This window comes from Amycolatopsis rubida (assembly GCF_900115345.1).
GTDB classification, from domain to species: Bacteria; Actinomycetota; Actinomycetes; order Mycobacteriales; family Pseudonocardiaceae; genus Amycolatopsis; species Amycolatopsis rubida.
The window spans coordinates 613,414-637,896 of the sequence record NZ_FOWC01000003.1; the positions used below are offsets into that span (position 1 = coordinate 613,414).

The 24,483-nt window shown below is 69.3% G+C and carries 22 protein-coding genes; 6 read left to right on the forward strand and 16 right to left on the reverse strand.

What is annotated here, in order from left to right:
* Window positions 1–13: 13 nt before the first annotated feature.
* The 13 genes from sbnA to BM362_RS17275 all read right to left on the reverse strand — a co-directional run bounded on the left by sbnA (window position 14) and on the right by BM362_RS17275 (window position 17,283).
* Window positions 14–988 carry a 2,3-diaminopropionate biosynthesis protein SbnA gene (gene sbnA, locus BM362_RS17215; protein WP_067581625.1) on the reverse strand — a complete coding sequence of 325 codons (975 nt, stop codon included), beginning with the start codon at window positions 986–988 and terminating at the stop codon, window positions 14–16.
* Window positions 989–1,029: 41 nt separating this feature from the next.
* Complete coding sequence (gene sbnB / locus BM362_RS17220; RefSeq protein WP_067581628.1) at window positions 1,030–2,097, reverse strand: 2,3-diaminopropionate biosynthesis protein SbnB; 1,068 nt, start codon at window positions 2,095–2,097, stop codon at window positions 1,030–1,032.
* Window positions 2,094–3,107: a TauD/TfdA family dioxygenase gene (locus tag BM362_RS17225; RefSeq protein ID WP_093573781.1), complete on the reverse strand. Its 1,014-nt coding sequence runs from the start codon at window positions 3,105–3,107 to the stop codon at window positions 2,094–2,096. Before BM362_RS17225 ends, sbnB begins: the two co-directional genes overlap by 4 nt.
* A gap of 35 nt (window positions 3,108–3,142) precedes the next feature.
* Complete coding sequence (locus tag BM362_RS17230; protein ID WP_093573782.1) at window positions 3,143–5,626, reverse strand: non-ribosomal peptide synthetase; 2,484 nt, start codon at window positions 5,624–5,626, stop codon at window positions 3,143–3,145.
* 32 nt (window positions 5,627–5,658) lie between these two features.
* A complete protein-coding gene (locus BM362_RS17235; protein ID WP_208865228.1) occupies window positions 5,659–8,160 on the reverse strand; it encodes a Pls/PosA family non-ribosomal peptide synthetase in 2,502 nt (833 codons plus the stop codon).
* Window positions 8,161–9,823: 1,663 nt separating this feature from the next.
* Window positions 9,824–10,411, reverse strand: a complete 588-nt coding sequence (locus BM362_RS17240; RefSeq protein ID WP_093573784.1) for a nitroreductase family protein — start codon at window positions 10,409–10,411, stop codon at window positions 9,824–9,826.
* A gap of 544 nt (window positions 10,412–10,955) precedes the next feature.
* A complete protein-coding gene (locus tag BM362_RS17245; protein WP_067581642.1) occupies window positions 10,956–11,339 on the reverse strand; it encodes a histone-like nucleoid-structuring protein Lsr2 in 384 nt (127 codons plus the stop codon).
* A 129-nt stretch (window positions 11,340–11,468) separates the two neighbouring features.
* Entirely contained in the window at window positions 11,469–12,719 is a 1,251-nt protein-coding gene (locus BM362_RS17250) for a bifunctional 3,4-dihydroxy-2-butanone-4-phosphate synthase/GTP cyclohydrolase II (RefSeq protein ID WP_093573785.1), read from the reverse strand.
* 115 nt (window positions 12,720–12,834) lie between these two features.
* Window positions 12,835–13,272 carry a MarR family winged helix-turn-helix transcriptional regulator gene (locus BM362_RS17255; protein WP_093573786.1) on the reverse strand — a complete coding sequence of 146 codons (438 nt, stop codon included), beginning with the start codon at window positions 13,270–13,272 and terminating at the stop codon, window positions 12,835–12,837.
* The gene (locus tag BM362_RS17260) at window positions 13,265–14,488 is read right to left on the reverse strand and encodes a CynX/NimT family MFS transporter (RefSeq protein ID WP_093573787.1); all 1,224 of its coding nucleotides are present in this window, start codon (window positions 14,486–14,488) and stop codon (window positions 13,265–13,267) included. The genes BM362_RS17255 and BM362_RS17260 overlap by 8 nt, the downstream gene beginning before the upstream one ends.
* Window positions 14,485–15,168: a FadR/GntR family transcriptional regulator gene (locus BM362_RS17265; RefSeq protein WP_093573788.1), complete on the reverse strand. Its 684-nt coding sequence runs from the start codon at window positions 15,166–15,168 to the stop codon at window positions 14,485–14,487. Before BM362_RS17265 ends, BM362_RS17260 begins: the two co-directional genes overlap by 4 nt.
* A 750-nt stretch (window positions 15,169–15,918) precedes the next feature.
* Window positions 15,919–16,515, reverse strand: coding sequence for a TetR/AcrR family transcriptional regulator (locus BM362_RS17270; protein ID WP_067581654.1), 597 nt, complete (start codon window positions 16,513–16,515; stop codon window positions 15,919–15,921).
* 9 nt (window positions 16,516–16,524) lie between these two features.
* Window positions 16,525–17,283, reverse strand: a complete 759-nt coding sequence (locus BM362_RS17275) for a creatininase family protein (RefSeq protein WP_093573876.1) — start codon at window positions 17,281–17,283, stop codon at window positions 16,525–16,527.
* 118 nt (window positions 17,284–17,401) lie between these two features.
* Between BM362_RS17275 and BM362_RS17280 the strand changes: the two genes are divergently transcribed.
* From BM362_RS17280 to BM362_RS17300, 5 genes are read left to right on the forward strand one after another with little or no spacing between them, the layout of a single operon-like run.
* Window positions 17,402–18,574, forward strand: a complete 1,173-nt coding sequence (locus BM362_RS17280; protein WP_093573789.1) for an LLM class flavin-dependent oxidoreductase — start codon at window positions 17,402–17,404, stop codon at window positions 18,572–18,574.
* Window positions 18,571–19,383 carry an enoyl-CoA hydratase/isomerase family protein gene (locus BM362_RS17285; protein WP_093573790.1) on the forward strand — a complete coding sequence of 271 codons (813 nt, stop codon included), beginning with the start codon at window positions 18,571–18,573 and terminating at the stop codon, window positions 19,381–19,383. The genes BM362_RS17280 and BM362_RS17285 overlap by 4 nt, the downstream gene beginning before the upstream one ends.
* Window positions 19,380–20,147 (forward strand): enoyl-CoA hydratase/isomerase family protein, encoded by a 768-nt coding sequence (locus BM362_RS17290; RefSeq protein WP_093573791.1) that lies wholly within the window; start codon window positions 19,380–19,382, stop codon window positions 20,145–20,147. Before BM362_RS17285 ends, BM362_RS17290 begins: the two co-directional genes overlap by 4 nt.
* A complete protein-coding gene (locus BM362_RS17295; RefSeq protein WP_093573792.1) occupies window positions 20,140–20,640 on the forward strand; it encodes a flavin reductase family protein in 501 nt (166 codons plus the stop codon). The genes BM362_RS17290 and BM362_RS17295 overlap by 8 nt, the downstream gene beginning before the upstream one ends.
* The gene (locus BM362_RS17300; RefSeq protein ID WP_143132442.1) at window positions 20,606–22,480 is read left to right on the forward strand and encodes an AMP-dependent synthetase/ligase; all 1,875 of its coding nucleotides are present in this window, start codon (window positions 20,606–20,608) and stop codon (window positions 22,478–22,480) included. The genes BM362_RS17295 and BM362_RS17300 overlap by 35 nt, the downstream gene beginning before the upstream one ends.
* A gap of 43 nt (window positions 22,481–22,523) precedes the next feature.
* On the opposite strand, the gene BM362_RS17305 is transcribed toward BM362_RS17300, so the two are convergent.
* Window positions 22,524–22,883: a VOC family protein gene (locus BM362_RS17305; protein ID WP_067581671.1), complete on the reverse strand. Its 360-nt coding sequence runs from the start codon at window positions 22,881–22,883 to the stop codon at window positions 22,524–22,526.
* Window positions 22,884–22,955: 72 nt separating this feature from the next.
* Here BM362_RS17305 and BM362_RS17310 point away from each other — a divergent pair, with 72 nt between their 5' ends.
* Window positions 22,956–23,147, forward strand: coding sequence for a DUF2795 domain-containing protein (locus tag BM362_RS17310; RefSeq protein WP_067581674.1), 192 nt, complete (start codon window positions 22,956–22,958; stop codon window positions 23,145–23,147).
* 61 nt (window positions 23,148–23,208) lie between these two features.
* Here the strand turns inward: BM362_RS17310 and BM362_RS49005 are convergent, their stop codons facing one another.
* A complete protein-coding gene (locus tag BM362_RS49005; protein WP_232791652.1) occupies window positions 23,209–23,358 on the reverse strand; it encodes a hypothetical protein in 150 nt (49 codons plus the stop codon).
* A gap of 98 nt (window positions 23,359–23,456) precedes the next feature.
* The gene (gene selD / locus BM362_RS17320; RefSeq protein WP_067582324.1) at window positions 23,457–24,452 is read right to left on the reverse strand and encodes a selenide, water dikinase SelD; all 996 of its coding nucleotides are present in this window, start codon (window positions 24,450–24,452) and stop codon (window positions 23,457–23,459) included.
* Window positions 24,453–24,483 lie beyond the last annotated feature (31 nt).

Here is a 24,483-nt window from a genome sequence, read left to right on the forward strand (position 1 = left end):
CGGCTCCCGCGGCTCAGACGGACTGCCGGGTCCGCGGCGAGAGCACGTCCTCTCCGTAGATGCCCTGCAGCCAGTTGGTCTGGTAGATCGTGTCGAGGTAGCGCTCGCCGAGGTCAGGGGCGACGGCCACCGCGGTCAGATGATGCGCGTCGTGTTCGGACAGCCAGCCGGTGGCCCCGCTGACCACCGTCCCGGTCGAGCCGCCGAACAGGAATCCGTTGCGCGCCAGCCGGTGGCACGCCCGGACCGAATCCGGTTCCTCGACGAGGACCACGTCGTCCACATAGGACTCGTCGAGGATCGCCGGGCGCACGCTGGTGCCCAGCCCGGGCAGCATCCGCCTGCCCGCCGGGCCGCCGAAGGTCACCGAGCCGGCGCTGTCGATCGCGACGATCCGCACCGGCCGGTGCCATTGGCGGAAGAACCGCGCGCAGCCCATCAGGGTGCCCGTGGTGCCCGCGCCGACGAACAGCACGTCGAGATTCGGGAACGCGGCGGCGATTTCCGGCCCGGTGCGGTGGAAATGCGCTCCCCAGTTGTCCGGGTTGGTGTACTGGTTGAGCCATACGTAGCGCTCGTCGGAGGCGCACAGCATGCGCACGTGGTCGATGCGCGCGCCGAGGAAACCGCTCTCCGGACTGGGCTCGGTGATGATGTGCACCTCGTTGCCGAGCGCTTCGATCGCCCGGCGCGTCGCCAGGTTGCAGCGGGAATCGGTGACGCACAGGAACCGGTATCCCCGGCTGGCCGCGATCATGCTCAGCGCGACGCCCAGATTGCCCGAGGACGACTCGACGATGATCGAACCCGGCCGCAGCAGGCCGTCGCGTTCGGCCGCGTCGACCATTTCGGTCGCGGCTTTCAGCTTGATGGAACCGGCGAAGTTGAACCCCTCGCACTTGAGGTAGAGCGAGTAGCCGAAACTCCAGCGGAGGTCGACGTAGAGCGCCTCCTCGTTGAAAGCTTCGGGAACGGTGATGACTGGCACAGTTTTCTCCTCGTCAGGCAAAGCTCAGTGGCGGACGGCGCTCAGCCATACCGGCGCAGTTCGTGGAAGAAGTCCTCGATGACGTGCAGTCCGCCGGCGTCGGACACTCTCTCGTGGACGAAGGCTCCGACCGCGAGGTCGAGGACGCCGAGCCCGAACGGGGAGAAGATCAGCGGCTGGTCGGCGGGCGGGCTGACCCGGCCGGACAGCACGTCGTCGAGGGTGCCGAGCAGGAAATCCCGGCTGCCGGTGCGCTGCTGCACCAGATGCGGCGACGTGTTGGCCTTGAGGCAGTGCTCGACGTCGTCGACGATGTTCGCCGACGCCAGCAGGACTTCCGGGGCCAGGTCGCGCAGGGACACGTGCAGGACCAGCGGATGGTGCGAGAACCACGAGGGATCGTGCACGTGCGGTTCGCCGGCGATGGTCGCGAAGACCACCAGCTCGCTGTCGCGGATCAGGCCCTCGGCGGTCTCGTGGACGCTGATCTCGCCGGTGAAGCCGGACTGCTCCAGGTAGCCGCGGAATCCCGCGGCGCTGTCCGGGTGCAGGTCGTGCACGTTGATCTCGTCGAACTCCCAGCCGGTCCCGGCGAGGAAGGTGTGGAGGTAGCGGGCGATCAGGCCGACGCCGAAGAATCCGACGCGCCGGGGCCGCTGCCGGGTCCGGCTGAGCCAGTCCGCGGCGAGCGCGGCGGAGGCGGCCGTCCTGGTCGCGCTGATGATGGAGCTTTCCAGGCAGGCGAAGGGATACCCGGTCGCGAGATCGTTCAGGATCAGCACCGCCGACGCCCTCGGGATCCCGGCGGCGACGTTGCCGGGGAAGCTGGAGATCCACTTCAGGCCCGCGACTTCGGTCTTCCCGCCGAGGGAGGCGGGCAGGGCGATGATCCGGTCGGCGGGACGATCGGGGAAGCGCAGGAAATAGGAGGGCGGGTTGACCGAATCGCCGGAGCCGTGCACCCGGTAGGCGGTCTCGACGAGGTCGACGACCTCGCGTTCGCGCCCGGCCAGCGCCTGCTGGACCTGAGCGCCGGAGATCACCGCGAACGGCGGCACGGCGACCGGGTCCGCCGAAGCGGATTCGGCGGTGAAAGAGTGGGTCGTCACCGGATTTTCCCCTCGGAAGCGAGCGAGCAGTCGGAAAGCCGCACCGGGTCGGCCAGCCCGACGAGCACCTCGCGCGGGCCCTCGTAGGCGTCCCGGCTGTGCGCGGTGCGGACGTTGTCGACCAGCAGCAGGTCTCCCGCCTGCCACGGTTCGCGAACGGTGTGTTCCTCGTACGCCTCGTTGAGCAGGTGCACGACGTCCTCGCCGATCGGATCGCCGTTGCCGAAGCGCGTGGTGAACGGAAGGCCCTCGGCCCCGTAGATGTCGACCAGGTACTCGCGCACCTCGGGGGCCATCGTCCACTCGTTGAGGAAGGCGATCTGGTTGAACCAGCAGGGCCTGCCGGTGACCGGATGCCCGACGATCGCGTCGCGGCGCTGCCGGGTGCGCAGGCCGCCGCCGGGCTGCCATTCGAACTCGATCCGGTTGGCGCGGCAGTAATCCTCGATCGCGGAGCGGTTCTCGGTGCCGAACGCCTCGGCGACCGAGGCCCCGATCTCGTCGTTGAAGCTGCGGGTGAGCAGCCAGCCCTCGCGTGCGAACCGCGCGCGCAGGCCGGCGGGCAGCGAGGCCAGCACGGCGGTGGAATCGCTGAGCCCGGTGACCCCGCCCGAGGACGGCGGGCGCACGCAGGCGAAGAGCATCAGTCCCGGGAATTCCAGGGTGTAGCTGAGTTCGTGGTGCATGCACATCGGCTGGTTCGGCGGCCATTCCGTCGAGGAGCGCACCCCGCCGGGGTAGGCGGCGCGCGGCGCGAAGGCCTCCCGCTCGGTCATCAGCAGGTCGCTCAGCCGCCCGAACACGGCCGCGACCGCGGTCTGTTCGGCCAGCCCGAGACCGCGGACGAGCACCGCGCCGTATTCGGCGACGAGTCTTCGCACGGTCTCCCGGTGCGTGCTCGCCCAGCCGGCCGGGTCGCCGCCTGCCTCGGCCCGCAGCACCGCGGGCAGTCCGGGCCGGAAATCCGGCTCGGGCGGGGAAGTCTTCGGCAGGAATTTGGACAACGACATCGTGGAATCCCTTCGATTTCCGCGGTTCGGGAGGTTCAGGAGTTTCCGGAGGCAGCAGACCGGCTGTCGATCAGCGCGGCCAGGTCGGCGAGCACGGGGTGCTTGGCGACGTCCTTGATCGAGACCGCGCGGTCGAGCGCGATCGCCAGCTTCACCGCGGACAGCGACGTGCCGCCCCGGTCGAAGAAGTGGTCCCGGCGGCCGATCTGGGCCGCCCGGATGCCGAGCACCTCCGCCCAGGCCCCGGCGAGCCGTTCTTCGGTGCCGGTGACCGGTTCGTCGTAGTCCGCTTCCGCGGCGTCGAGTCCGACGGCCAGCGCGGCGAGGTTCTTCCGGTCGATTTTCCCGTTGGCGGTCAACGGCAACTGCTCTCGCCAGTGGAACGCCGAGGGCAGCATGTACTCCGGCAGCGCGGCGCCGAGGTGCTCGCGCATCAGCTCGTGATCGAGCTGGTCCTGGCTGGAGTAGAACGCGACCAGCCGCGTGCCCTGCCCGCCGCGGCCTGCCACGACCACCGCGCCGTCGCGCACCTCGGGCACCTGCAGCAGCGTGTTCTCGATTTCGCCGATCTCGATCCGGAAACCGCGGATCTTGACCTGCGAATCGCGCCTGCCGAGGAATTCCAGCTTGCCCTCGGGCAGCCAGCGGCCGTGGTCGCCGCTGCGGTAGAGCCGGGTGTCCGGGCGGTGCGGGTCGGCGGTGAACGCCCGCGCGGTGCGCTCCGGGTCGTTGACGTAGCCGCGGCCCACGCACACCCCGGAGAACACGATCTCGCCGGGCGCGCCGAGCGGGACCGGGTCGAGCCGCTCGTCGACGACGTACACGCGCACGTTCTGCACCGGCGGCCCGAGCGGCACCCGCTCCCGCGTCGGCGCGCGGTCCATCACCTCGTGGTTGGTGTCGTCCGAGGTTTCGGTGAGGCCGTAGGCGTTGACCAGCTTGATGTCCGGCATCGTGGCGAACCAGCGCTGCGCCAGTTCGGTCTTGAGCGCCTCGCCGGTCACGGACACGCAGCGCAGGTCCGGCAGCGCGACCGGGTTCTTGGCCACCGCGGACAGCACGACCTCGAGGTAGGAGGGCACGACCTGCAGCACCGAAACCCCGCCGCTGCCGAGCCGGTCGAGGAAGCGGTCGGCGTCCAGGATCACGTCCTGTTCGATCAGCAGCGTCCTCCCGCCGACCAGCAGCGCGGAAACCAGCTGCCACAAAGAGATGTCGAAGCATTGCGGCGCGACCTGCGCCACCACGGACTCCTCGGTGATGCCGAGGTCGTTGATCTTGGCGTGGAGATGGTTGACCATTCCGGCGTGCTCGCACATCGCGCCTTTCGGCTCGCCGGTGGAGCCCGAGGTGAAGTAGATGTAGGCGAGCTGGCCGGAGTCGACGGCGACGTCGAGGTCGTCTTCGGAACGGTCCTCCTCGTACGCGGCGTCCACGAACAGGGTGCGCACGCCGGGCAGCGATTCGACCGCCTTCCGGAGCGTGGTCGTGCTGCCCGGTTCGGTCAGCACCAGTTCGCAGCCGGCCCGGCGCAGCGTGGCCGCGATGCGGTCGGTCGGGAAACGCGGCTCGATCGGCAGGTAGACGCCGCCCGCCTTGAACACGGCGAGCACGGCCGCCATCCAGTCCAGATTGCGTTCGGTCACCACCGCGACGACGCCCTCGCGGCGCAGCCCGCGCGCCGTCAGCGCCCTCGCCAGGCGGTTGGCGCGCCCGTTGAGCTCCCGGTAGGTCCACTGCCGGTCGCCGTGCACCGCGGCGATCGCGTCCGGATGCCGGGCGACGTTGCGCTGGAACAGTTCGTGGCAGCGCAGGTCCGGCACTTCGACGTGCGGCCCGGCGAGTCCTTCCAGTTGCAGCTTGAGCTCCGCGGCCGACAGCAGGGTCGTTTCGCGGTGCGGTGCGGTGACGTCGGCGCGGATCTGGGCGAGCGCGCTCAGGTGGTAGCCGAGGACGCGTTCGGCGGCTTCGGAATCCAGCACCTCGGTGCGGAAGCGCAGCCGGAGCGTCTCCAGGTCCGGCGAAACGTCCAGCCGCAGCACGGTGTCCCCGGCGAGGTCGCCGTCGGTGCCGGTCGGGTCGAAGACCGTTTCGAACGGCGGCGCGACGATGCCGAGTTCGGCGCGCAGTTCGTCGACCGGGAAGTCCCGGAAAGCGAGAGTCCGCGCGTCGATCCCCGCGGTGTGCTCGATCAGTTCGCGCCAGGTGCCGGATCCGGTGCTGAGCCGGCAGGGCAGCGGCGTCCCGCCCGGCTCGGCGACGTAGCCGGCGCACACCTCGGTCTCGCCCGACAGCGCGGCGAGGACCTTGGCGTGCGCGGCGAGCAGCACCGAGCTCAGCGGCACGCGCAGCTGCTCGGCCAGCAGCCGCAGTGCGGTCGCGATCACCCGGGGGACCGGCGTTTCGTGGTCGCCGACCGCGGAGCCAGCGTCCAGCGTCCAGCGCGGGACGCTGGTGCGGCCGCCTGCGGTGAGTACTTCGCGCCAATGCTCGCGAACCGCTCCCAGTCCCGTTGTCATGGGTCGTCCTTCCGGTGATAGTCGGTGGTCCGTCACGATTTCGCCGCCGGCTGACGGCGGCCCGCCCGGATCTCGTGCGCGGGGTTCCCGCCCCAGTCCGCGTGGTCCGGGACCTCAGTGCCCTTCATGAGGAAGGAATGAGGGGCGAGCGTCGAGCCGTCGCCCATCGTGACGCCGTAATGCACCAGCGCTCCGGTGCCGACTGTGCACCCGCTGCCGATGGAGATGCGGTCCATCTTGTAGCCGCCGTCCTCCTGCGAATGGCATTGCACGACGGACCCGGCGTTCAGGGTGACGTCGTCTCCCAGGCGCACCAGCGTTTTTTCGATGATGAGCGCACCGTCGTCGAACAGGCGGCTGCCGACCTTGACGCCCAGCAGCCGCCACACCAGGCGCTTGAACGGGGTCCCGTCGAGCGCGCGGAAGATCACGCCCGCCGCGGCCGCTTTCCAGAACCGTTCCTGCCGCCAGAACCGCCGGTCGTAGATCGAGCACGACAGCGGGCGCATCGGCCGGACGGCCACGGTGATCCGTTCGAGGGCGATGAAAAAGACCATGCCGTACAGCAGGAAAGCCAGCGTGTCGAGCGCGAAGAGCGGAGCGCCGATCAGGCCGTAGTAGACGTCCGAAGCCCAGGTCAGCAGCAGCAGCCCGGAGAAGAACAGCCAATGGGACAAGGCGTAGAGGAGCATGGCCCCGGCGTTGTGCCGCGTTTTGGCGGCCAGCCTGCGCCGGAACTCCTCCGGCGTCTTCGGGTGGTCGAACTGGCTGTCGCGCTCCACCGAGCGCGGGATCTCGAAGCTGGGGGAGCCGAGCAGGCCGACGTCCTCGCGCACCGGGCCGTCGAGCGGCACCAGGACCTTGGTGGCGAGCAGGCAGTTGTCCCCGGTCCTGGCCCCGGCCGGGTAGACGACGTGGTTGCCGAGGAAGTTCTGGGCCCCGACGTGCACGCGGGAAAGCCGGAACGAGGTGCTGGTGTACTCGGCGTTGACCACCGACAGCCCGTCGGCGACCATCGTGCCCGCCCCGGAAGAGAAGAGAAACGGGTTCTCGTACTTCTCGTCGAGCCCGAAGTTGGACCCGGTCTGCTCTTTCCTGGACACCTGGCAGCCCAGCGCGCGCAGGTAGTGCACGATCGCGCAGCTGTCGCCGAAAAGCGTTTTGAAGAACCGCAGGTTGGTGAGCACGCGGATGGCGCGGTGCGCGGTGTAGCGGAAGGTGTAGAGGCGGTAGACCTCGCCCGGCTTGAGCGCCAGGTTCAGCAGCCGCGGAACGAACGTGACGATCAGGAAACCGATGAGCCGCAAGCCGAAGTACAGGACGAAGGAGACGACGAGGGCCTTCCCGTAGAACTTCGGGTAGGTGAAGTCCATGACGGCCGAGCCGAGTCCCATCGCCGGGCTGAGGTCCGGCAGCGTGTTCACCATGAAGCCGAGCAGGCCGAGCACCAGCGGGGCGAGGACGAAGACCGCGGTCAGCGCCTGGCGCACGGCGAAGAACGCCCGCCGGACGCTGCCGCAGGCCCGCGGCTCGACCCGCCGGTACCGCACGCCGGCGGGGACGGCGGGCACGCCGTGCCAGCTCTGCCCTTCCGGGACCGCCTGCCCGGCGTGCAGGGACGAGGCGTGCCCGAGCTGGGCGTTCTCGCCCATCCTGGTCTCGATGTCGATGACGGACATCTCGCCGACGTAGGCGTGCGCGCCGATCGCGACCGGCCCGGTCCGGATGAGCCCGTTCTGCGCGCGATAAGTGGTGAAGTAGGTGTCCTTGCAGATCACCGTGCCTTCCCCGATGGTGAGCAGATCGGCGCACACCGGGACGAACCGCGAGAAAATCGTGACGCCCTTGCCGATTTTCGCGCCCAGCGCGCGCAGGTAAAGCGAGTAGAGCGGGGAGCCGACGAACAGCGGGACCAGCAGGTTCCGCTGGACGAGGGTTTTGACCACCCAGAACCGCACGTACCCGAGGGTCCACACGCGGATCTCCCTCGGCTTCCAGCGGCCGACGAGGATCCATTTGAGCGCGATCGGCAGGGTGCACAGAACGGCCAGCACCATGGCGCCGAACCCGACCGCGCGCAGGTAGCCCCCGAGCAGGCCGGTCCCGGCCACGATCCAGTCCGTTCCCACGCCGAGCACCTGGGCCACGAGCCAGGAATAGGCCAGGAAGACCGCCAGCTGCAGGACTCCGCAACCGAAGTATTCGAGCCTGCTCGCCCGCTCCGGCGGCTCCGCGGGGGCCGGGGCCGGCGCTTCGGCGGGGACCTCCTCCGTCTCGGACAAGGCGGAGACGAGACTGGCGATGGTCGGATTCCGGTAAACGTCCTTGATGGAGACGGCGGGAAGATCGGCACGCTTGCGCACTCGCGCGCAGAACTGGGCCAGCACGAGCGAGTTGGCCCCGAGATCGGCGAAGAAGTTGCTGTCGACCGACACGTTTTCCTGCCCGGTGACAGCGGCCAGCACCTGAGCGAATGCTTCCTCGGTGTCGGGTGCCGGACCGGGGCGGGCGGTCGGGTGCTCGGTGAGATCCATATTCCTAATGATCGGTGGATGTAACGCCGACGTAACCTACGGACGTCGGTGTTGACAATTTCGTGACCTGTTCGATGCGCGTCGCGGCTGACAAATACGGCACGGCCGAAGATTGAGGTCTAGACCACGCGAACGGCAATTTACCTGACAAAGAGGACTTATACCGTGAATACCCTTTATTTTTCAACAGCCAGTGGCAGCTGTCGACGGATCCGGGACGCTCCGGCGAAGGGTTCCGGTGAAGTCTGATCGTCGTCGTGCGTTTACCGCAAACCGCTCCTCCGCACGGGCGATGGTACCAGGATTTCCCTTCTTCCGGGGGCCGGATTCCCCGGTCGGCGCACGCCGAACTGCTCCGCTGGGGTGAAATCCGTGGCGCAACGAGTGGCGCGAAGTCGCTGTGCGGAGGGGGTGTCCTGTGCTGCCGGGATCTCCCGGGGGTGCTCGTCAAGGTTCTTTGGTCCTTGAATTCGGTGACATTGCGCATCAGGTTGGAATATGCAAGTTCTGCTTTGCGGGATTGGTGGCACTTTCGAGGGAATTGCCGCCTTGTCTCCCGGGTTTATGCCATCCAGGTGATTCGTGCGGCAGACGGCTGATGCGGTTGCGCTGTTCGGCCGAAACGGCGCTGCTCCGGTTTGTTTTTCCGCGGGTGCGCCGGTTGGCACCCGATTCCGCCGGAGGCTCGCACCAGGACCGTTCCGGGCCAAAACGGCCGAGGGCAGGTTTTTCGCGCCCAGTGCCCGAGGTGAAGCGAAGCGCCGAACTGGTGACGGGAATTATGTCGCTTCTCGCGGCTTTCCGGCGCTCTCGAAACATTTTCGTGTTTTCCGGATTTCCCGGATCGCGCCCCCGGGGGCAGGAAGGTGCGGATGCCTGCTCCGGTCTGTTCCCGGATTCGCGTAACGCGGCGATGTCCGACGCCCTGTTCGCGCAGGACGCGGTGGCGATCCGTGCCCGGGCGGACGACGTGACCTGCGCACGGCTCGTCGCCGCATCGCGCGGATCTCGCTGCTTCAGGTGCGCCCCCGGCGGAATCGTCGCGGTGACTGCTCCGCGCACGCCGGAACGACCACCGCTGCTGCTCGGTATTCTTCCGGCGGGCCGCGCACCGCGTCGAGGACGTGTCGCCCGGCCCTCTGCCTTCGTGCCCGCGGGCGGCGCTCTCGCCGCGTCGATCGACAACGTACCGGCTGAGCCCTCCGGCGAACCGCGCTTCCCGACGTTCGCCCGGCCGATCCGGCGACCGTGCGCTGGCCCTTCGGCTGGCTCCGGGAAACCTCTCCCCGGGCAACTTCGCGGCCGGCCGGGACAGGCGGATGTGTCCACCCGGCCCGGCGAGCTGCCGGGCGTGCTGGCGGCCTGTCCGTTCCTGACGCCGAGGGCGGCATCCCAAGCCGCCCGGCGAACGCGGAGAGGCCACGCTCACCGGCGACGGTCTGTTCCCGCGGGCCGCATCGCGCCGCCGAGGTGTTCCGGGAGTTCGACCTCGACGGCGCGCCTCAGCGAGCCGATCTGACCGGCGACCGCGGTTGGCTCGCCGATTCCGGTGCGGCGCGGTCAGCCGAACCGGAGACCGCCGCGCGAGATCGGCCCAACGACGTCCAAAGTGGACGCATGTGGTCCTCGACCTCTGCCGGCGAGCGAAGATCGGGTCAGTGCGCTACCACTGTCCGTAGTGGACGGTTTCGGTTTCCGGCTTCCGGCGTCGGGTGCCTGGGGAGGCTCCGGCGGAGATCTTGGCGTCGGCGTCGTGGCCGATGGCGATCGCGCCGATCGGCTCGTGGGTGTCGGGGATGCCGAACTCGGCGCGCAGCTTGCCGAAATCCTCGGTGCCGATGCCGAAATACACCGCACCGAGTCCTTCGTCGACCACAGTCTGCAGGATCAGCAGGACGGCCATGCCGGTGTCGATGTACCAGAACGGCACCGGCCAGTGGTCCTCGCTGCGGTCGGTCCAGCCCTTGTCCGGCTGGGCGTAGCGGTCGAGGTAGACGTCCTTCACCGAGAACGGGATCACGATCACGGGCGCGGCCTTGGCGTCGTCGTCCAGCGTCCAGGATTCGAGGGTGTCGGCGAACCGCCGCACGTCGTCGCCCTGGAGCACCAGGAAGGCCTGGCCCTGGGAGAATCCGGCGGACGGTCCGCGCAGCGCGTTGCGCATGATCCGGCGGACGCTGTCCTCGGACACGGGTTCGCCGGTGAATTTGCGCACCATCCGCCTGCGCCGCACTACTTCCTGAAACTCCATCGTTGCCCCCTGTGCGGAAGTTTTCGGGCAACTGTAGCGGGTTTACGCTGCTCGCGGTGCGATTTCGGCAGGCGAGGAGCCGGAACGATCCGCGGCGCGGCGGTCAGGGCGGCGGTGGCAGGGGATCCGCCCGACGACGGCGGAGCAGAGCGCGCGGGCGAAGGCCGAGAGGCCCGTCGCGGAGGGAACGCGGCGGCGGTGGTTCCGAGTCTCGGCCGGGATGGGACTGTCGCCCAAGGCTGTGCTGCCGGCGAAACGTCCAGGCGTCGTGCGGATCGCCCTCATGGGACGGCTTCGCGCGCACCGACCTGGGCAGTTGTCTCGGCGCGACGGCCGGACTCGCCCGTCGCCGGAGCCGGAAGGCCGTTATCCGTTCCCGGACGGGGAAAGACCGCCCGGCCGGAGGCAATCGCTCGCGGCCGGGCGGGGTTTTCTTCGTGCGCGGAGGACGGGGTCGCGGGGCACCGGAACTTCGGCGGGGGAGCGAACGCCTCGCCCGGCTTTTCCCGGAATGATCAATCCGGAACCCGCCGAGACCGGGCTCTTATTTCCCGGCGCGCTTTTTCGCGGTGCGCTTGCGGGGTTTCGCCACCGGCTTCTGGCTTTCCTCGTAGGCGGCGATCACCTCGCGCGGGATGCGGCCGCGTTCGGCGATGGCCCAGTTGTTGTCGAGCGCCCACGTGCGGATCGCCTTGGAGCGCTCGCGTTCCTCGGCGCTCGGCGCGGCCGTGGCCCGCACGGTCGTCTTGCGTCCGCCGGTGCGGCGGGCGGCGGCGATGAACGTCGCGAGCTCGTCGCGCAGGGTGGCGGCGTTGTCGTCGGACAGGTCGATTTCGTACTGGACGCCGTCGAGTCCGAAGGGGACGGTCTGCCCGGCTTCGGACCCGTCGAGGTCGTCGATCATCTCGACGAGGACTTTCTGTGCCATCGCGGCGGCTCCTCCTGGAAACGGGACGTGGTCACCGCAGACCATAACAGGAGTCCACTGTGGCTGGTCGCCGGAGACAATGCGCGGCGGGCCGAGGGGGAGAACCGGCCGCGCGGAGAGGAACAAGGGTCAGGAGGTTTTCTGCTCCGGCGCCGGATCGGTCAATGCTCCGAAGCGGTGGCCCATGCGGTCGCGTTTCGTGCGGAGGTAGCGCAGGTTCTGCGGAGTTTCGACCGCGCGCAGCGCGACCCGCGCCACGATCCGAAGCCCGTATTCGCCGAGCCCGCGGCATTTCTCCGGGTTGTTGGTGATCAACCGCACTCGCCGGACTCCGAGATGGTCGAGGATCCGCGCTCCGGAATCGTAGGAGCGGGAATCCGCGGGAAGGCCCTGCGCGACATTGGCCTCGACCGTGTCGAGGCCCGATTCCTGGAGGGCGTAGGCCTGGATCTTGTGCGCCAGCCCGATACCGCGGCCCTCGTGTCCGCGCAGGTAGACGATCGCCCCGCAGCCCTCGTCGGCCACCGCGCGCATCGCTTGTTCGAGCTGGGTGCCGCAGTCGCAGCGCAACGAACCGAGGATGTCGCCGGTCAGGCATTCGCTGTGCACCCGAACCAGCGCGCCGCGCTCGGAGCGACCGGCGGCGGCGACGTCGCCCATGACGAGCGCGAGGTGCTCGGCTCCGTCCACTTGCGACCGGTACGCGACAGCCCGGAAATCGCCGAAGGCGGTCGGCATCGCGGCGGTCGCGACCGGTTCGGCGAGCCGCTCGGTCCGGCGGCGATACCGGACCAGATCGGCGATCGCGACGACCGGCAGATCGTGGTCCGCGGCGAACTCCCGCACGGCCTCGTCGCGCAGCATTTCTCCGTCCGGGCCGATCAGTTCGCTGATGACACCGACCGGTTCACGGCCGGCCAGCTGCAGCAGATCGACCGCGGCCTCGGTGTGTCCAGCCCGGACGAGCACGCCGCCGTCCCGCGCGCGCAACGGGAAAATGTGGCCTGGACGGCGAAGCTTCCCGGGCGTCGTGACCGGATCGGCTAGCGCACGGCAGGTGAGCGTGCGAGCCGTCGCGGACACTCCGGTCCCGGCGTCGGTGTGATCCACGGAGACGGTGAACGCGGTGCCGTGCGCGTCCTTGTTCTCCGCCACCATCGGCGGGAGCGCGAGCGCGCCGGCGCGTTCCTCGGTCATCGGTGCGCACACGATTCCGGTGGTGTGCGCGACGAGAAAGGCCATCTGGCTGGCAGTGACGCTGTCGGCCGGGAGCACGAGGTCGCCCTCGTTCTCCCGGTCCTGATCGTCGACGACCACGACCATCCGGCCTTCCTCTAGCGCGAGCACGGCCGCGCGCACGCTGTCCGCGGCATCCGGCATGGCGAACCTCCCTGAGTCTCGAAGTTAGTGAGCGATAACTGCGAAAGCTATATGAACTGGAAGTATCTGCGTGCTTATGTTATCCACCAATAACATCGAGCGGAAGGGGTGCTGCTTACTTGGCGGGGAGCGAACCCGCTTGCCGGAGATCGCGGACGAAACAGCCGAGCAGATCCGCGAACCGCGCCCGCGCCTCCGGCGACCATCCGGCGAGAGCGTCGCCGAACTGAGCGGCCCGGCGCCGTCGTCCGAGATCGAGGATCCGCCGTCCGGCGGCGGTGACGGCCAGCGGGCTGACTCGCCCGTCCTCGGGATCGGCGCGGCGTTCGACCAGGCCGGACCGGATCAGCCCGGCGACCTGGCGGCTGACCGTCGACGGGTTCACGCCCAGCACCGCGGCGATTTCCCCGGCCCGGAACGGGCCGTCCTCGGCGAGCATGGCCAGCAGCGGCAAGCACATCGGCTCGTCCGGCGCCGCCTCGGATCGCTTGACCAGCCGCGTCAGCGCGAGAAGCTGGCGGGTCACCTGGTCGGCGAGATCGAGATCAGACATCAGCGCGAACGTGACGGTCGCGCCCGGCGCCGTACCCGGTGAAGACCATGACGACACTCAACGCGGTGAGCGCGACGAGCGCGCCGGACCAGCTTCCCGTGGCGTCGTGGAGAATGCCGAGCAGCAGCGGTCCGGCCGCCGCGACCAGGTAGCCGATGGACTGCGCCATCCCGGCCAGAGCAGTGGTCTCGCTCGGACCGGTCGCGCGCTGGCTCTGGAAGCTGAGCGCCAGCACCAGGCAAACCCCGGTGCCGAGCCCGAGCAGGGTGCACCCGGCGATCGCGATTCCCGGCGCCAGAAGGAGGACCGCGAACCCCGCCGCGGTGACCGCCGACGCCGCGGCCGCCGGAAAGCGCTGGTCGGCCCGGCCCCGGGTGAGCAGCGGCAGCACCATGCCGGTGGCCAGTGCGACGAGCTGGTAGTAGAACAGCATCCAGCCGGCCGCCGCGGTGCTCACGCCCTGCCCGCTGAGGATGCTGGGCAGCCACGCGACGGCGGTGTAGAAGGCGAGCGATTGCAGGCCCATGAACAGGGAAACCTGCCACGCCAGCCAAGACCGCCACGGCGTCGGCGCGTGCGAGGCACCCGTCCGCGCTCCGGTGTCCGGCCGCGAACCGCGCAACCTCGGCAACCATCCGGCCAGCGCCGCCAACGCGACGACCACGCCCCAAGCCAGCGCGGAATGCCAGCCGCCCGGCAACGCCCCGGCCAAGGGGACGGAAATCCCGGACGACACCGCCGCGACCACACCCATGACCGTGACGTAAAGCGCACTGACGGCATGGATCCGCGAGGCCGGTACGTGAGTGCGAATCACCGTAGGCAGCAAGACATTCCCCACCGCAATCGCCGCGGAGAGCAACACCGTCCCCGCGAACAAGCAGGCAATCGACGGCAGCGACCGGACCACCGTGCCTGCCGCCAGCACCGCCAGCGAAAGCACGAGCAGCCGCGTGGAACCGATCCGGTGCGAGACACGGCCGACGAGCGGCGAAGTCACCGCGAACATCAGCAGCGGCAACGTATTGAGCACGCCACCAGCCGACGCGGGCAGCCCGGTGTCATGTTCGATGGCGGGCAGCAGCGTGCCGACGCCAGTCAGCGTCGCGCGCAAATTGGCAGCCACCAGAAGGATCGCGAGCAACAACCCGGCCGACCACTCAGGTTTGCCGATCGCTCTCTTCGCGGCGGCCGGCGCTTCGACTTCGGCGGTCACTTCTCCCGCTCCGTCCCGGCCCCGGTGAGCTTCACGATTTCGGCCGCGCAGTACCGTGCCCCGACCTCGTCCTGGGCAGCGATCGCCTCGACCAGCTGCCGGTGCAGCCGAGTGTGCTCGTCGGCGGTTTCGCCGGGCCAGAGAGTGTCGCCGATCTGCTCCGCAACGGACGCGCTGAGGACGTCGTACACCTCGGTGAGCAGCGAATTCCGTCCCGCGTTCACGACGGCCTGGTGAAAACGAACGTCCGCCTCGACAGCTGTCTCGGTGTCGTCTCGGTTCTCGGCCTCGTCGAGCAGATGCCGCAAGGCGGCGAGGTCGGCGTCGCTGCGGCGCACCGCAGCCAGCCCCGAGGCGTACTCCTCCAGCACGGCCCGCAGTTCCAGCACGTCGCTCCGCCGGGAGGAATTGGCCCGTCGCATCAAGACGGACTGCATTTCGCTGGACGCGCGGACGTACGTCCCGTCGCCCCGCCGAGCCTCCAGCAGGCCGAGGTGCACCAGCGCGCCGAGCGCCTCCCGCACCGTCGTCCGCCCGACGCCAAGCTGCTTGACCAGGTCGTTCTCCGCCGGAATCCGCATCCCGACCGGCCATTCCCCGGACGCGATCTGCTCCCGCAAAGTATCCACGAGCTGCGCGGCAAGACTGGCGACCCGGTGGGGTGCCCGAAGATCGTTCATAAGGCAACCCTAACACCGAATGTCTGACATCTGTATGTGACCGCCGTCGCCGGCCGCCGCCCACGGCAAGCCAAGGTGCGTGCGGGGAACCCTCATTGACTCTGATTCCGTGAGGGTTCCCCGCACGACCCTTGACCGGGTCTCACGACCCTTGACCGGGTCTCACGACCCTTGACCGGTCCGTGAGGGGCCCCTTCACTCACTTGGGTTCCCTCATGGGGCCCCTCCCCGGCCCTCCCGGCCGCCCGGACGCAAGCCTCCGGGGGTTGCCCGCCCCCGTGCCTCCGGGGGCTGGCCCGCCCTCATGCCTCCGGGGTTGCCGCCCCAATGCCTCCGGGGCTGTCGCCCCCCATGCGTCCGGGTGCTGCCGCCCCCATGCGTCCGGGGTTGCCGCCCCCATGTGGCATTGGGTGCATCCCACGCACCGAACGCCACAGTGGGTGCATCTGACGCACCCACTGCCGCATGGGGGCGCTACCCCCGCACTCTCACGAACCCGCCACCGTCAGCCCCCAGCACGCTCCGCGTACGACAACCCGCGCACAACCACCGCCGCCGACGCACCCGACGATCGAGGCGCCCAGCCCTTCCCCAACCCCGATACGAAGCCTCCCTGCGGTTCGGGGGTGCTTGTCAAGGCATCTTTCCCGCCTTGACAAGCACCCCCGAACCGTCAGCACACTCAGGGCTTCGGGGTGCCCCACGCCAAGACCACGGCAATGTCGCCCCCAGGCGACGAGCCACCCCGCCTCAGACAGTCCCCGCCGGAACCAGCAACGCATTGACCGCCGCCGTGCGGATCGTCGATGCCACACTCTCCACATCAAGCCCGCTGTTGAACTGCGGCACCGAATTGATCATCGAAAACACCGCGTGCGTCAGCACCCGGTTCTGCGCGTCGGACAGATCGGGCCGAAGCCGCTCCACCAACGCGCTCCACTCCTCGGCATACAGCCGCATCATCCGCCGCATCCGGTGCCGTTCCTCCTCCGGCACGTTGTGCTCATTCTTCAAGAACACCAACGTCGACGGCACATTCTGCAGGCTGCGCGTGACGTGATAGTCGATCATCGCCGCAAGCGCCTTGCGCGGATCGGTCACCTCCGCCGCGGTCTCGCGCGCATGGGCCAGCAGGTCCTTCAGCGGATCCTCGAGCACTGCGATCAGCAACGCCTGTTTGCTGGGAAAATGCCGGTAGAGCGCGGGCCCGGTCACGCCGGCCCGCGCACCGATCATCTCGGTGGTGACCGCGTCGAAGGCGCGCTCGTGGAACAACTCGCCGGCGACCTTGATCAGCGTCTGCCTGCGCGAGGAACGCGGCGACGCGGCGCGAGATGAGCTCGTCATGGCACGAGTCTAGGTGAGAGGCCGATAACGAGCCGTCGCGTACTCCGTCAGCAAGTCCGCGACCGCGCTGAGGCAGGCAAAGCCCAGGTCGGAGGACATTCCGCGAGGGTCGCCGAGCACGCCGTCCGGGGCGACCGCCTGAACGCCGCCGGTTAATACCCGGGCCAGCAGGGCATCGTTCATCGGCTCAGCGAGGCCGGCGGCGGCGCGGTCGGTGCGCACCGCCTCCGGCCGAAGCGCGAGCATGATCGAGCTTTCGGCGACATCGGCATGTCCGCCGACCTGGCTGGCCAGATCGGCGACGGCGGTGCGCCAGGCGTCGAGCACCGCGGCAGCGTCGGCGAACGCGATCACGTCCAGTCCGGCAGGCGGCCGCGTGGCGAGTTTCGCCTCGATCCCGCTCAGCAGCGGATAGTTGCCAATGTGCGCGGAGAAGATCAGGGCCCGGCGAAACCCGTGTGCGGCAAGGCTTTCGCAACAGTCGACGCAGATGGCTTCCAGGGTTTCGGGTCGCAGCGACAGGGTCCCCGGGAAGCCGAGGTGATGCGCGGAGCAGCCAAGACGCACGGTCGGCAGAACGAGCGCGTCGCCGAGTCGTTCCGCGACGAGCGCGCCCAGCCGGTCCGCGTGGTCGCTGTCGACCGACAGCGGCAGGTGGGCGCCGTGTTGTTCGGTAGCGCCCAGCGGCAGGATCGCGGTTCGCTTGCCGCTCGCGAGCGCATCGGCGATCTCCGGCGAGGTCAGGTGCTCGATCCGCAGCTCGCTCATGCGCTCCACCAGACGAAGTTAGTACTAAGTAACACTTTTCCTCCCAAGAGGGCTCTTGACCACGGGTTAGCTCCGCCTTATGTTATCGAGCAATAACATCGACGGGAAAGGGGCACTCATGGACTTCATCCTCATGTCGGAGGGGGACACCCCGGTCGGGCTCACCCACGAGCACCGCTACCGGGAACTGGTCGAGGAGGTGCTGCTCGCCGAGCAGGTCGGCTTCGACGCGTTCGGGAGTTCCGAACAGCACGTCGCCATCGGCACGGCGACGGTCTCGGCGCCGGAGGTGCTCTACCCGTACCTGATGGCGCTCACGAGCAGGATCCGCTTCATCCACCTCGTGACGCTGCTGCCGACGCGAATGAACCACGCACTGCGCGTCGCGGAACGGATCGCGACCGAGGACATCCTGTCCAACGGCCGGATCGAACTCGGCACCGGACGCGGCAACACGACGCTCGCGCTGCGGGCCTTCGAGGTGGACCCGACGGAGAACAAATCCCAGTGGCGCGAAGGGATCGAGCTGATCCGCCGCGCGTTCCTCGACGATCCGTTCTCCTTCGTGGGCGAGCACTACAAGGTCCCGCCGCGCAGCCTGGTGCCGAAGCCGCTGCAGGCGCCGTACCCGCCGATCTCGGTCGCCGCGGGCAGCCCGAGTTCGGTCGAAACCGCTGCCGCGATGGGCATCGGCGCGATCATGGGCGGGTTTTACCTCGGCTACGACCTCGTGGAGAACATGCTGAAGCTCTACGACGAGACCCTCGCCGCCACCACCCACTCGTACCCGATCACTCCGCGCAAGATGGTGCTGGTCAGCGGCGGCATGCACTGCGCCGAAACGACCGCGCTGGCCCGCGAACAGGCGCGTCCGCTGTTCGAGATGTCCAGGCTTTCCACCGACGCGTTCGGGCGGCTGGCGAAGCTTTCCCAGGACTACGCCTACATGGGCGCGGTCAACGACGTCGATTTCAGCGACGAGGAATACCTGTTCGAACGTTCGCAGGGCTTCCTGGTCGGCGACCCGGAGCATTGCGTCGAGCACGTACAGCGGTACGCGGACATGGGCGTGGAGTCGCTGGTGTTGCGAGTGGACAGTCTCCCGCACGACCAGTTGATGCGTTCGATCGAGCTGTTCGGCAAGTACGTGATCCCGCGGTTCAAGCATCCGCGCAACGTGGTGCGCCCGGCTGAGGACGTGCTGGCCGGCATCCGCGCCGCGCGTCCGGCGCACGAGGAAGCGCTGCGCCGGTTCCAGTCCGGGAGCAAGACCGCGGAGGCGGTCCGATGACCGAGCGTTACCAGCACGGCACCGGGAACGTGCTCGTCGAGCGTCCGGCCGACGGCGTCCTGTTGATCACGATCAACCGGCCCGAGCGGTACAACGCGCTGCTGATGCCGATGTTCGAAGAGCTGAGCGAGGTCTGGGCCGACGTCGAGCGCGACGACGAGACCCGGGTCGTCGTGGTGACCGGGGCGGGCAAGGCGTTCTGCACGGGAATGGACGTGCGCGAACCCGACCCGGCGCCGGAAGCCGCGCTCGCGATGCTGGAATCCGAGCGGCGGCGGATTTCGACGATGCTGCGGATCGAAAAGCCGATCATTTCCGCGATCAACGGTCCGGCGGTCGGCTACGGCCTGTCGACGGCATTGCTCGCGGACATCAGCATCGCCGCCGAGGACGCGGTGCTGATCGAAGGCCACACCAAGGTCGGCGTGACCGCGGGCGATCATGCCGCGTTGATCTGGCCGCTGCTGGTCGGGATGGCCAAGACGAAGTATTACGTGCTGACCTCGGAGAAACTGACCGGGGCGGAGGCGGAGCGGATCGGGCTCGTGAGCCTGGCCGTGCCCCGCGAACAGGTGCTGCCGCGTGCGTTGGAGGTCGCCACCCAGCTCGCGCAGGGCTCGCAGCAGGCGCTCCGGTTCACGAAACGCGCGCTCAACATATGGCTCACGAATGCGCTGCCGCAGCACGAATTGGCCGGTGCGCTGGAAATTCTCGACTTCGCCGGAGCCGACTACCGCGAAGCGCGCCAAGCGTTCCGGGAAAAGCGCGCACCGGTCTTTCCTTCCGCTTCCGGCATGTCGGCGACATGACCACGGCTTCGCTCGGCGCCGTCCAGGTGTCCGACGAAACGGACGGCGCGGTGGTCCTGACCCTGAGCCGTCCGCCCGCGAACGCGCTCAGCAACTCGCTGATCAGCCGGCTGGCCACGACGCTGGAAGACCTCGCCCGCGGCCCGGCCGCTCCCGCGGTCGTCCTGACCGGCGCGGGTGACCGGTTCTTCTGCGCGGGCGGCGACCTCAAGGAAGCGGTCGGCCGCGACGCCGAGTCGATGGCCGAGCGGATGACGTCGTTTCACGCGCTGCTCTGCGCACTGGAAAAGTTTCCCCGGCCGCTGGTGTGCGCGGTCAACGGCTGGTGCGTCGGCGGCGGGATCGAGATGGCGTTGTTCGCCGATGTCGTTTACGCGTCGTCGCGGGCGCGGTTCGTTTTCCCCGAAGTCGACCACGGGATGGTGCCCGCGGTGAAGGGGATCGGCCGGGTCCGTGAGGTTGTGGGCGATCGTGGTGCCCGGCGGCTGTTGCTGGGCGGAGAACCGGTCGACGCGGCGGAGGCGAAAGCGTGGGGCATTGTCGACGAAGTGGTTGAGCCCGGCGAGTTGCTGGAGGCCGCTTGCGCACAGGCACGCGCGGCGGCGGCGAAACCGCCCGCGGTGTTCGCGGCCTTGAAACTGGCTCTCCTCCAGGAAACCGCCGGATGGCCGGACGAGAAGCAACTGCAGGTCACGGCCGCCGACGCGCGCACAGTTTTCACCGACCCTGCCGCACGAGCTGCCCGGGAGGCATGGAATGGCTGACGTATCGCACGATCTGGACCCGGCCGTCTTCCGTTCGGCGCTGTCCCGTTTCCCCTCCGGCGTCACGATCGTGACGACCCGGGGCGAGGACGGCACGCTGCACGGATTCACCGCGAGTTCCTTCGCTTCGCTGTCGCTCGATCCGCCGCTGGTGCTCGTGTGCCTCGACCGGGGCGCGACGTGTTTCCCGGTTTTCCTGGCGGCCGAGCGGTTCGTCGTGAACGTGGCGACTGCCTCGCACGCCGAGCTGGCGACGCGGTTCGCCACGAAAGGCGAGAACAAGTTCGCCTACGGGAGCTTCGAGTTCGACGAACACGGCCATCCGCTCCTGCCGGACGCGGCGGCGATCCTCCATTGTGAACTGGCGCAGGCCGTGCCCGGCGGGGATCACGTGATCCTCATCGGGCGGGTGCGCGAGGCGCGGGTCGGCGCCGGGCGACCTGTGATGTGGTACCGGGGTGAGTTCCTCCACCTCGGCGAGCGTGCCGCGTGAGCGCCGCCGGATCCCGGCTCGCGGCGGGAAGAGAGGGCGGGTCATGGAGCTGACCGGGTTCGAACCGGAGCGGACGCTGCCGGGTTTGCTGCTCGACCGCGCTCACCGCGAGCCGGACACCGTCGCGCTGCGGTATTCGTGCGGCGGGACGGTGCGAGCGATCACCTGGCGGAGGTATCTGGACCGGGTGCGCGAATTGGCGTTCGGCCTGGTCGCGCGGGGTGTCCGGCACGGCGATCGCGTCGCGGTGATGAGCGGCGCGCGTCCGGAATGGGTGTTCGCCGCGCTGGCGGTGCAGAGCGTCGGCGGGGTCGTGATCGGGGTGTATCCGACCAACTCGCCCGCCGAAATCGAACAGGTCCTCGTGCACAGCGAGGCGGTCGCGTTCGTCGGCGAGACGGAGACGGAACTCGCCAAGGTCGCGAAGATCGCCGGGAACACTCCGGACCTGCGGCTCGTCGCCGGGATCGACGCGGCCCCGCCGGAGCTGCCCGCGGGGATCACCGGCGTGAGCTGGGACGACCTGCGCTCGGCCGGAGAACCGGACTCCTTGGCCGAGCTGATCGCCGCCACGGCGCTCGACGACCCGGCCGTCCTCTTCTACACCTCAGGCTCCACCGGAGTTCCCAAGGGCGTGACCCATTCCCACCGCACGCTCCAGCACGCGATCCAGAGTGTCATCGGCCTCTACCCGGAGAGCCGGACCACGCGGCATGACGTGGTCGGATTCCTCCCGCTGGCGCACGTGGCTCCGGCAGTGTTGCTTGTTTTCACACCGCTGCGCACGCGCTTGGTCGTGACCTTCTGCCGCATCGAGGACTACGGCGAGGTGCTGCGCGCGGTACGGCCGACGGTCGTGCTGTGGCCGCCTCGGTTCTACGAGAAGCTCGCCGCCGAGCTGATCGCCCTCGCCGGATCCTGGACCGGAATCCGCCGCCTCGCATACCGGACCGCGATGCGGATCGGTCGCCGGATGGCTGAGCGGCGCTGGTCCGGCCGTCGTGCGCCGGTGCCCCTGCGGATCGCCTACGCCGCCGCGGTCCGGGGAGTTTTCGTTCCGCTGCGGGCAAGTCTTGGCATGGACCGGCTGCGCGTCGCGTGGACGGCTTCGGCCGCCATGCCGGAAAGCGTCGTGGCGCTGTGGCAGATCTGGGGCCTCGACCTGCGCGAGAACTACGGGCTCACCGAGACCGGCGGGTGCCCGATCGGGCAGTTCGGGCAGCCGTTCCCGCGCCCGGGGCGGATCGGCCGGGAGTTCGCGGACCCGCGCTACCAGGTGAGACTGGCCGACGACCGGGAGATGCTGATCCGCGCGCCGCTGTTGTTCAGCGGGTACTGGCGGAACCCCGGGGAAACCGAAGCGGTCTTCGCGGACGGCTGGTTCCGCACCGGCGACCTGATGGAGCGGACCGCCGACGGGAACATCCGGCTGATCGGGCGGAAGAAGGACGTGATCATCACCCGGGGCGGCAAGACGGTCGATCCGCAGCCGATCGAGATCCGGCTGAAGGAGAGCTCGCTGATCGAGGAAGCGATCGTGGTCGGCGACGGGCGGAAATACCTGACCGTCCTGATCGAACCGAGCGCGGCCGCGGACGCGGGGCTGGACGGGCGGGTGCGGGCCGAGCTGGAGCGGGTCAACGCGGATCTCGCGCGGGCGGAGCAGCTGAAGGATTTCCGGGTGCTGCCGCGGCCGTTGGAAGCTTCGCGAGGCGAGCGGACGGCGAACGGGAAGGTCAAGCGCGCGGCGGTGGCGGGTTCGTTCGCCGGGTTGATCGACGAGATGTACGGCGTGGACGACGACGCGGCGATCGCGGATCACGTGCGGAGGCCGCGCTAGGCGAGTCGCGGCAGGACGCGGTCCCGCCGCGACTCGGACTTCGCTACTGCGGCCCGTAAACCACGATCGTGTTGCCCCACGGGTCGCGGGCTACGGCACGGACCTCGTGCGGTCCTTGTTCCGGTTGCCGCACAACGGTTCCGCCGCCGGCGATCAGCGCGGCCAGCGCGCCGGCGACGTCGGGCACCTTGAACGACGCGGCGGGAACGCCGCCGGTGACGTCCTCCTCCGGACCGGCGAGGGCGAGCGTCGTTCCGCCCGCGTCGAGGGCGGCGTAGCGGTCTCCGTCGACGAATTTCGCGGACAGGCCGAAGGTCGTGGCGTAGAACCGCACGGCTGAGCTGACGTCGGCGACGGGATGCAGCACGTTCCCGATCTTGGCCGGCTTCGGGGAGTCGTTCACCAGCCGAGCGTAACCCGCATTGATCCCGGACCGGGCGGGTATGCGGAGGGAGAACCCGAGGAAGGGAGCGCCATGTCTGACGTCCGGAAGTATCTGACGGAAGTCGAGTACCCGTGCGAGCGCGACGAACTCCTCCGCCGGGCCGTCGCGAAGGGCGCGGGCGATGACGTGATCGGCCATCTCGGCAAGCTGCCCGAGCAGCGGTACGAGAACGTGGCGGCGGTGCATCGGCTGCTCGGCGACGACATCGACCCGCATTCGTGAGGTCGCCCGACCGCGTCGGCGGCGGCGCGGGCGAGGCCGGGTTCTTCCCGGGAGCGCAAGGTCAGCACCGGAATCTTCGACTCGGGCCTGCTGATCGCCGAATCGCGTTCCCGGGTCCGCGACAGGCGCCAGTGATGCCAAGGACGCCGAGACCGCCTGCGACCGCCTCGGCGGTTTCGGGCTGGTCCCCGCCGATGCCGCCGGTGAACACCAGCGCGTCGATCCGGTCCAGGCTCGCCGCTGCCCGCCGGATGCGGTGTTCGAAGACGGGCCAGGGCGAAGCGGGCTTCGACGGATCCGTCGCGAACCTCAGCCCACGACGACGGTGTGCTCAGCGCGCGGAACGAGTTCGCCGATCACCGGACACCCCGGCAGTTCGCCCGCCACGAGCAGGCCGCCGGAAGTCTGTGCATCCGCCAGCAACAGAGCCTCGTCCTCCGAGATCCGCGACAGGTCGGCATGCGGCCGGACCCAGTCGAGGTTCCGGCGAGTCCCGCCGCTGACATACCCGTCGCGCAGCGCCTCCCGCGCACCCTCAAGGTACGGGACAGCTGCCGGGTCCACCCGCGCGGTGACCCCGCTCGCCCGGGCCAGTTTGTGCAGGTGCCCGAGCAACCCGAATCCGGTGACGTCGGTCGCGCACACCGCGCCTGCCTCCAGCGCGGCGGCCGACGCGGCGCGGTTGAGCGCGGTCATCGCGGCGATGGCTTCCTCGGAGCGTTCGCCGGTGGCCTTGTGCCGCGAGTTCAGGACGCCGATCCCCAGCGGCTTGGTGAGCGTCAGCGGCGTGCCCGGCTGGCCCGAATCGTTGCGCAGCAAGCGGTCCGGGTCCGCGGTGCCGGTGACCGCGAGGCCGTACTTGGGTTCCGGGTCGTCGACGCTGTGCCCGCCGGACAGATGGCATCCGGCCGCAGCGCAGACTTCGAGGCCGCCGCGCAGCACCTCCGCGGCCAGTTCGAACGGCAGCACCTCGCGCGGCCAGCCGAGGAGATTGACCGCGACCACCGGGACGCCGCCCATCGCGTAGACGTCGGACAGCGCGTTCGCGGCGGCGATCCGGCCCCAGTCGAACGGGTCGTCGACGACCGGGGTGAAGAAGTCCGTCGTCGCGATCAGGGCGACGTTCCCGGCGATGCGGACGGCTGCCGCGTCGTCGCCGTCGTCGAGGCCGACCAGGAGTTCGCCGGGCGGGTTGTCCGGGGCGGCGCCGGACAACCCGCGGACGATCGTTTCCAGTTCGCCGGGCGGGATTTTGCACGCGCAGCCGCCGCCGTGGGCGTACTGGGTCAGCCTCATGCTTTTCATCATGCGCGGGCGCGACGGTCTTGGCAGGATG

What these genes read in the sequence shown, in the direction of transcription:
- BM362_RS17295 (WP_093573792.1), top strand. Translation starts at nt 20,140, where the DNA reads ATGGCTGACGTATCGCACGATCTGGACCCGGCCGTCTTCCGTTCGGCG.
- BM362_RS17245 (WP_067581642.1), bottom strand. Translation starts at nt 11,339, where the DNA reads ATGGCACAGAAAGTCCTCGTCGAGATGATCGACGACCTCGACGGGTCC.
- BM362_RS17270 (WP_067581654.1), bottom strand. Translation starts at nt 16,515, where the DNA reads ATGACGAGCTCATCTCGCGCCGCGTCGCCGCGTTCCTCGCGCAGGCAG.
- BM362_RS17265 (WP_093573788.1), bottom strand. Translation starts at nt 15,168, where the DNA reads ATGAACGATCTTCGGGCACCCCACCGGGTCGCCAGTCTTGCCGCGCAG.
- BM362_RS17240 (WP_093573784.1), bottom strand. Translation starts at nt 10,411, where the DNA reads ATGGAGTTTCAGGAAGTAGTGCGGCGCAGGCGGATGGTGCGCAAATTC.
- BM362_RS17285 (WP_093573790.1), top strand. Translation starts at nt 18,571, where the DNA reads ATGACCGAGCGTTACCAGCACGGCACCGGGAACGTGCTCGTCGAGCGT.
- BM362_RS17255 (WP_093573786.1), bottom strand. Translation starts at nt 13,272, where the DNA reads ATGTCTGATCTCGATCTCGCCGACCAGGTGACCCGCCAGCTTCTCGCG.
- BM362_RS17290 (WP_093573791.1), top strand. Translation starts at nt 19,380, where the DNA reads ATGACCACGGCTTCGCTCGGCGCCGTCCAGGTGTCCGACGAAACGGAC.
- selD (WP_067582324.1), bottom strand. Translation starts at nt 24,452, where the DNA reads ATGAAAAGCATGAGGCTGACCCAGTACGCCCACGGCGGCGGCTGCGCG.
- BM362_RS17230 (WP_093573782.1), bottom strand. Translation starts at nt 5,626, where the DNA reads ATGACAACGGGACTGGGAGCGGTTCGCGAGCATTGGCGCGAAGTACTC.
- BM362_RS17280 (WP_093573789.1), top strand. Translation starts at nt 17,402, where the DNA reads ATGGACTTCATCCTCATGTCGGAGGGGGACACCCCGGTCGGGCTCACC.
- BM362_RS17235 (WP_208865228.1), bottom strand. Translation starts at nt 8,160, where the DNA reads ATGGATCTCACCGAGCACCCGACCGCCCGCCCCGGTCCGGCACCCGAC.
- BM362_RS17250 (WP_093573785.1), bottom strand. Translation starts at nt 12,719, where the DNA reads ATGCCGGATGCCGCGGACAGCGTGCGCGCGGCCGTGCTCGCGCTAGAG.
- BM362_RS17310 (WP_067581674.1), top strand. Translation starts at nt 22,956, where the DNA reads ATGTCTGACGTCCGGAAGTATCTGACGGAAGTCGAGTACCCGTGCGAG.
- BM362_RS17225 (WP_093573781.1), bottom strand. Translation starts at nt 3,107, where the DNA reads ATGTCGTTGTCCAAATTCCTGCCGAAGACTTCCCCGCCCGAGCCGGAT.
- BM362_RS17275 (WP_093573876.1), bottom strand. Translation starts at nt 17,283, where the DNA reads ATGAGCGAGCTGCGGATCGAGCACCTGACCTCGCCGGAGATCGCCGAT.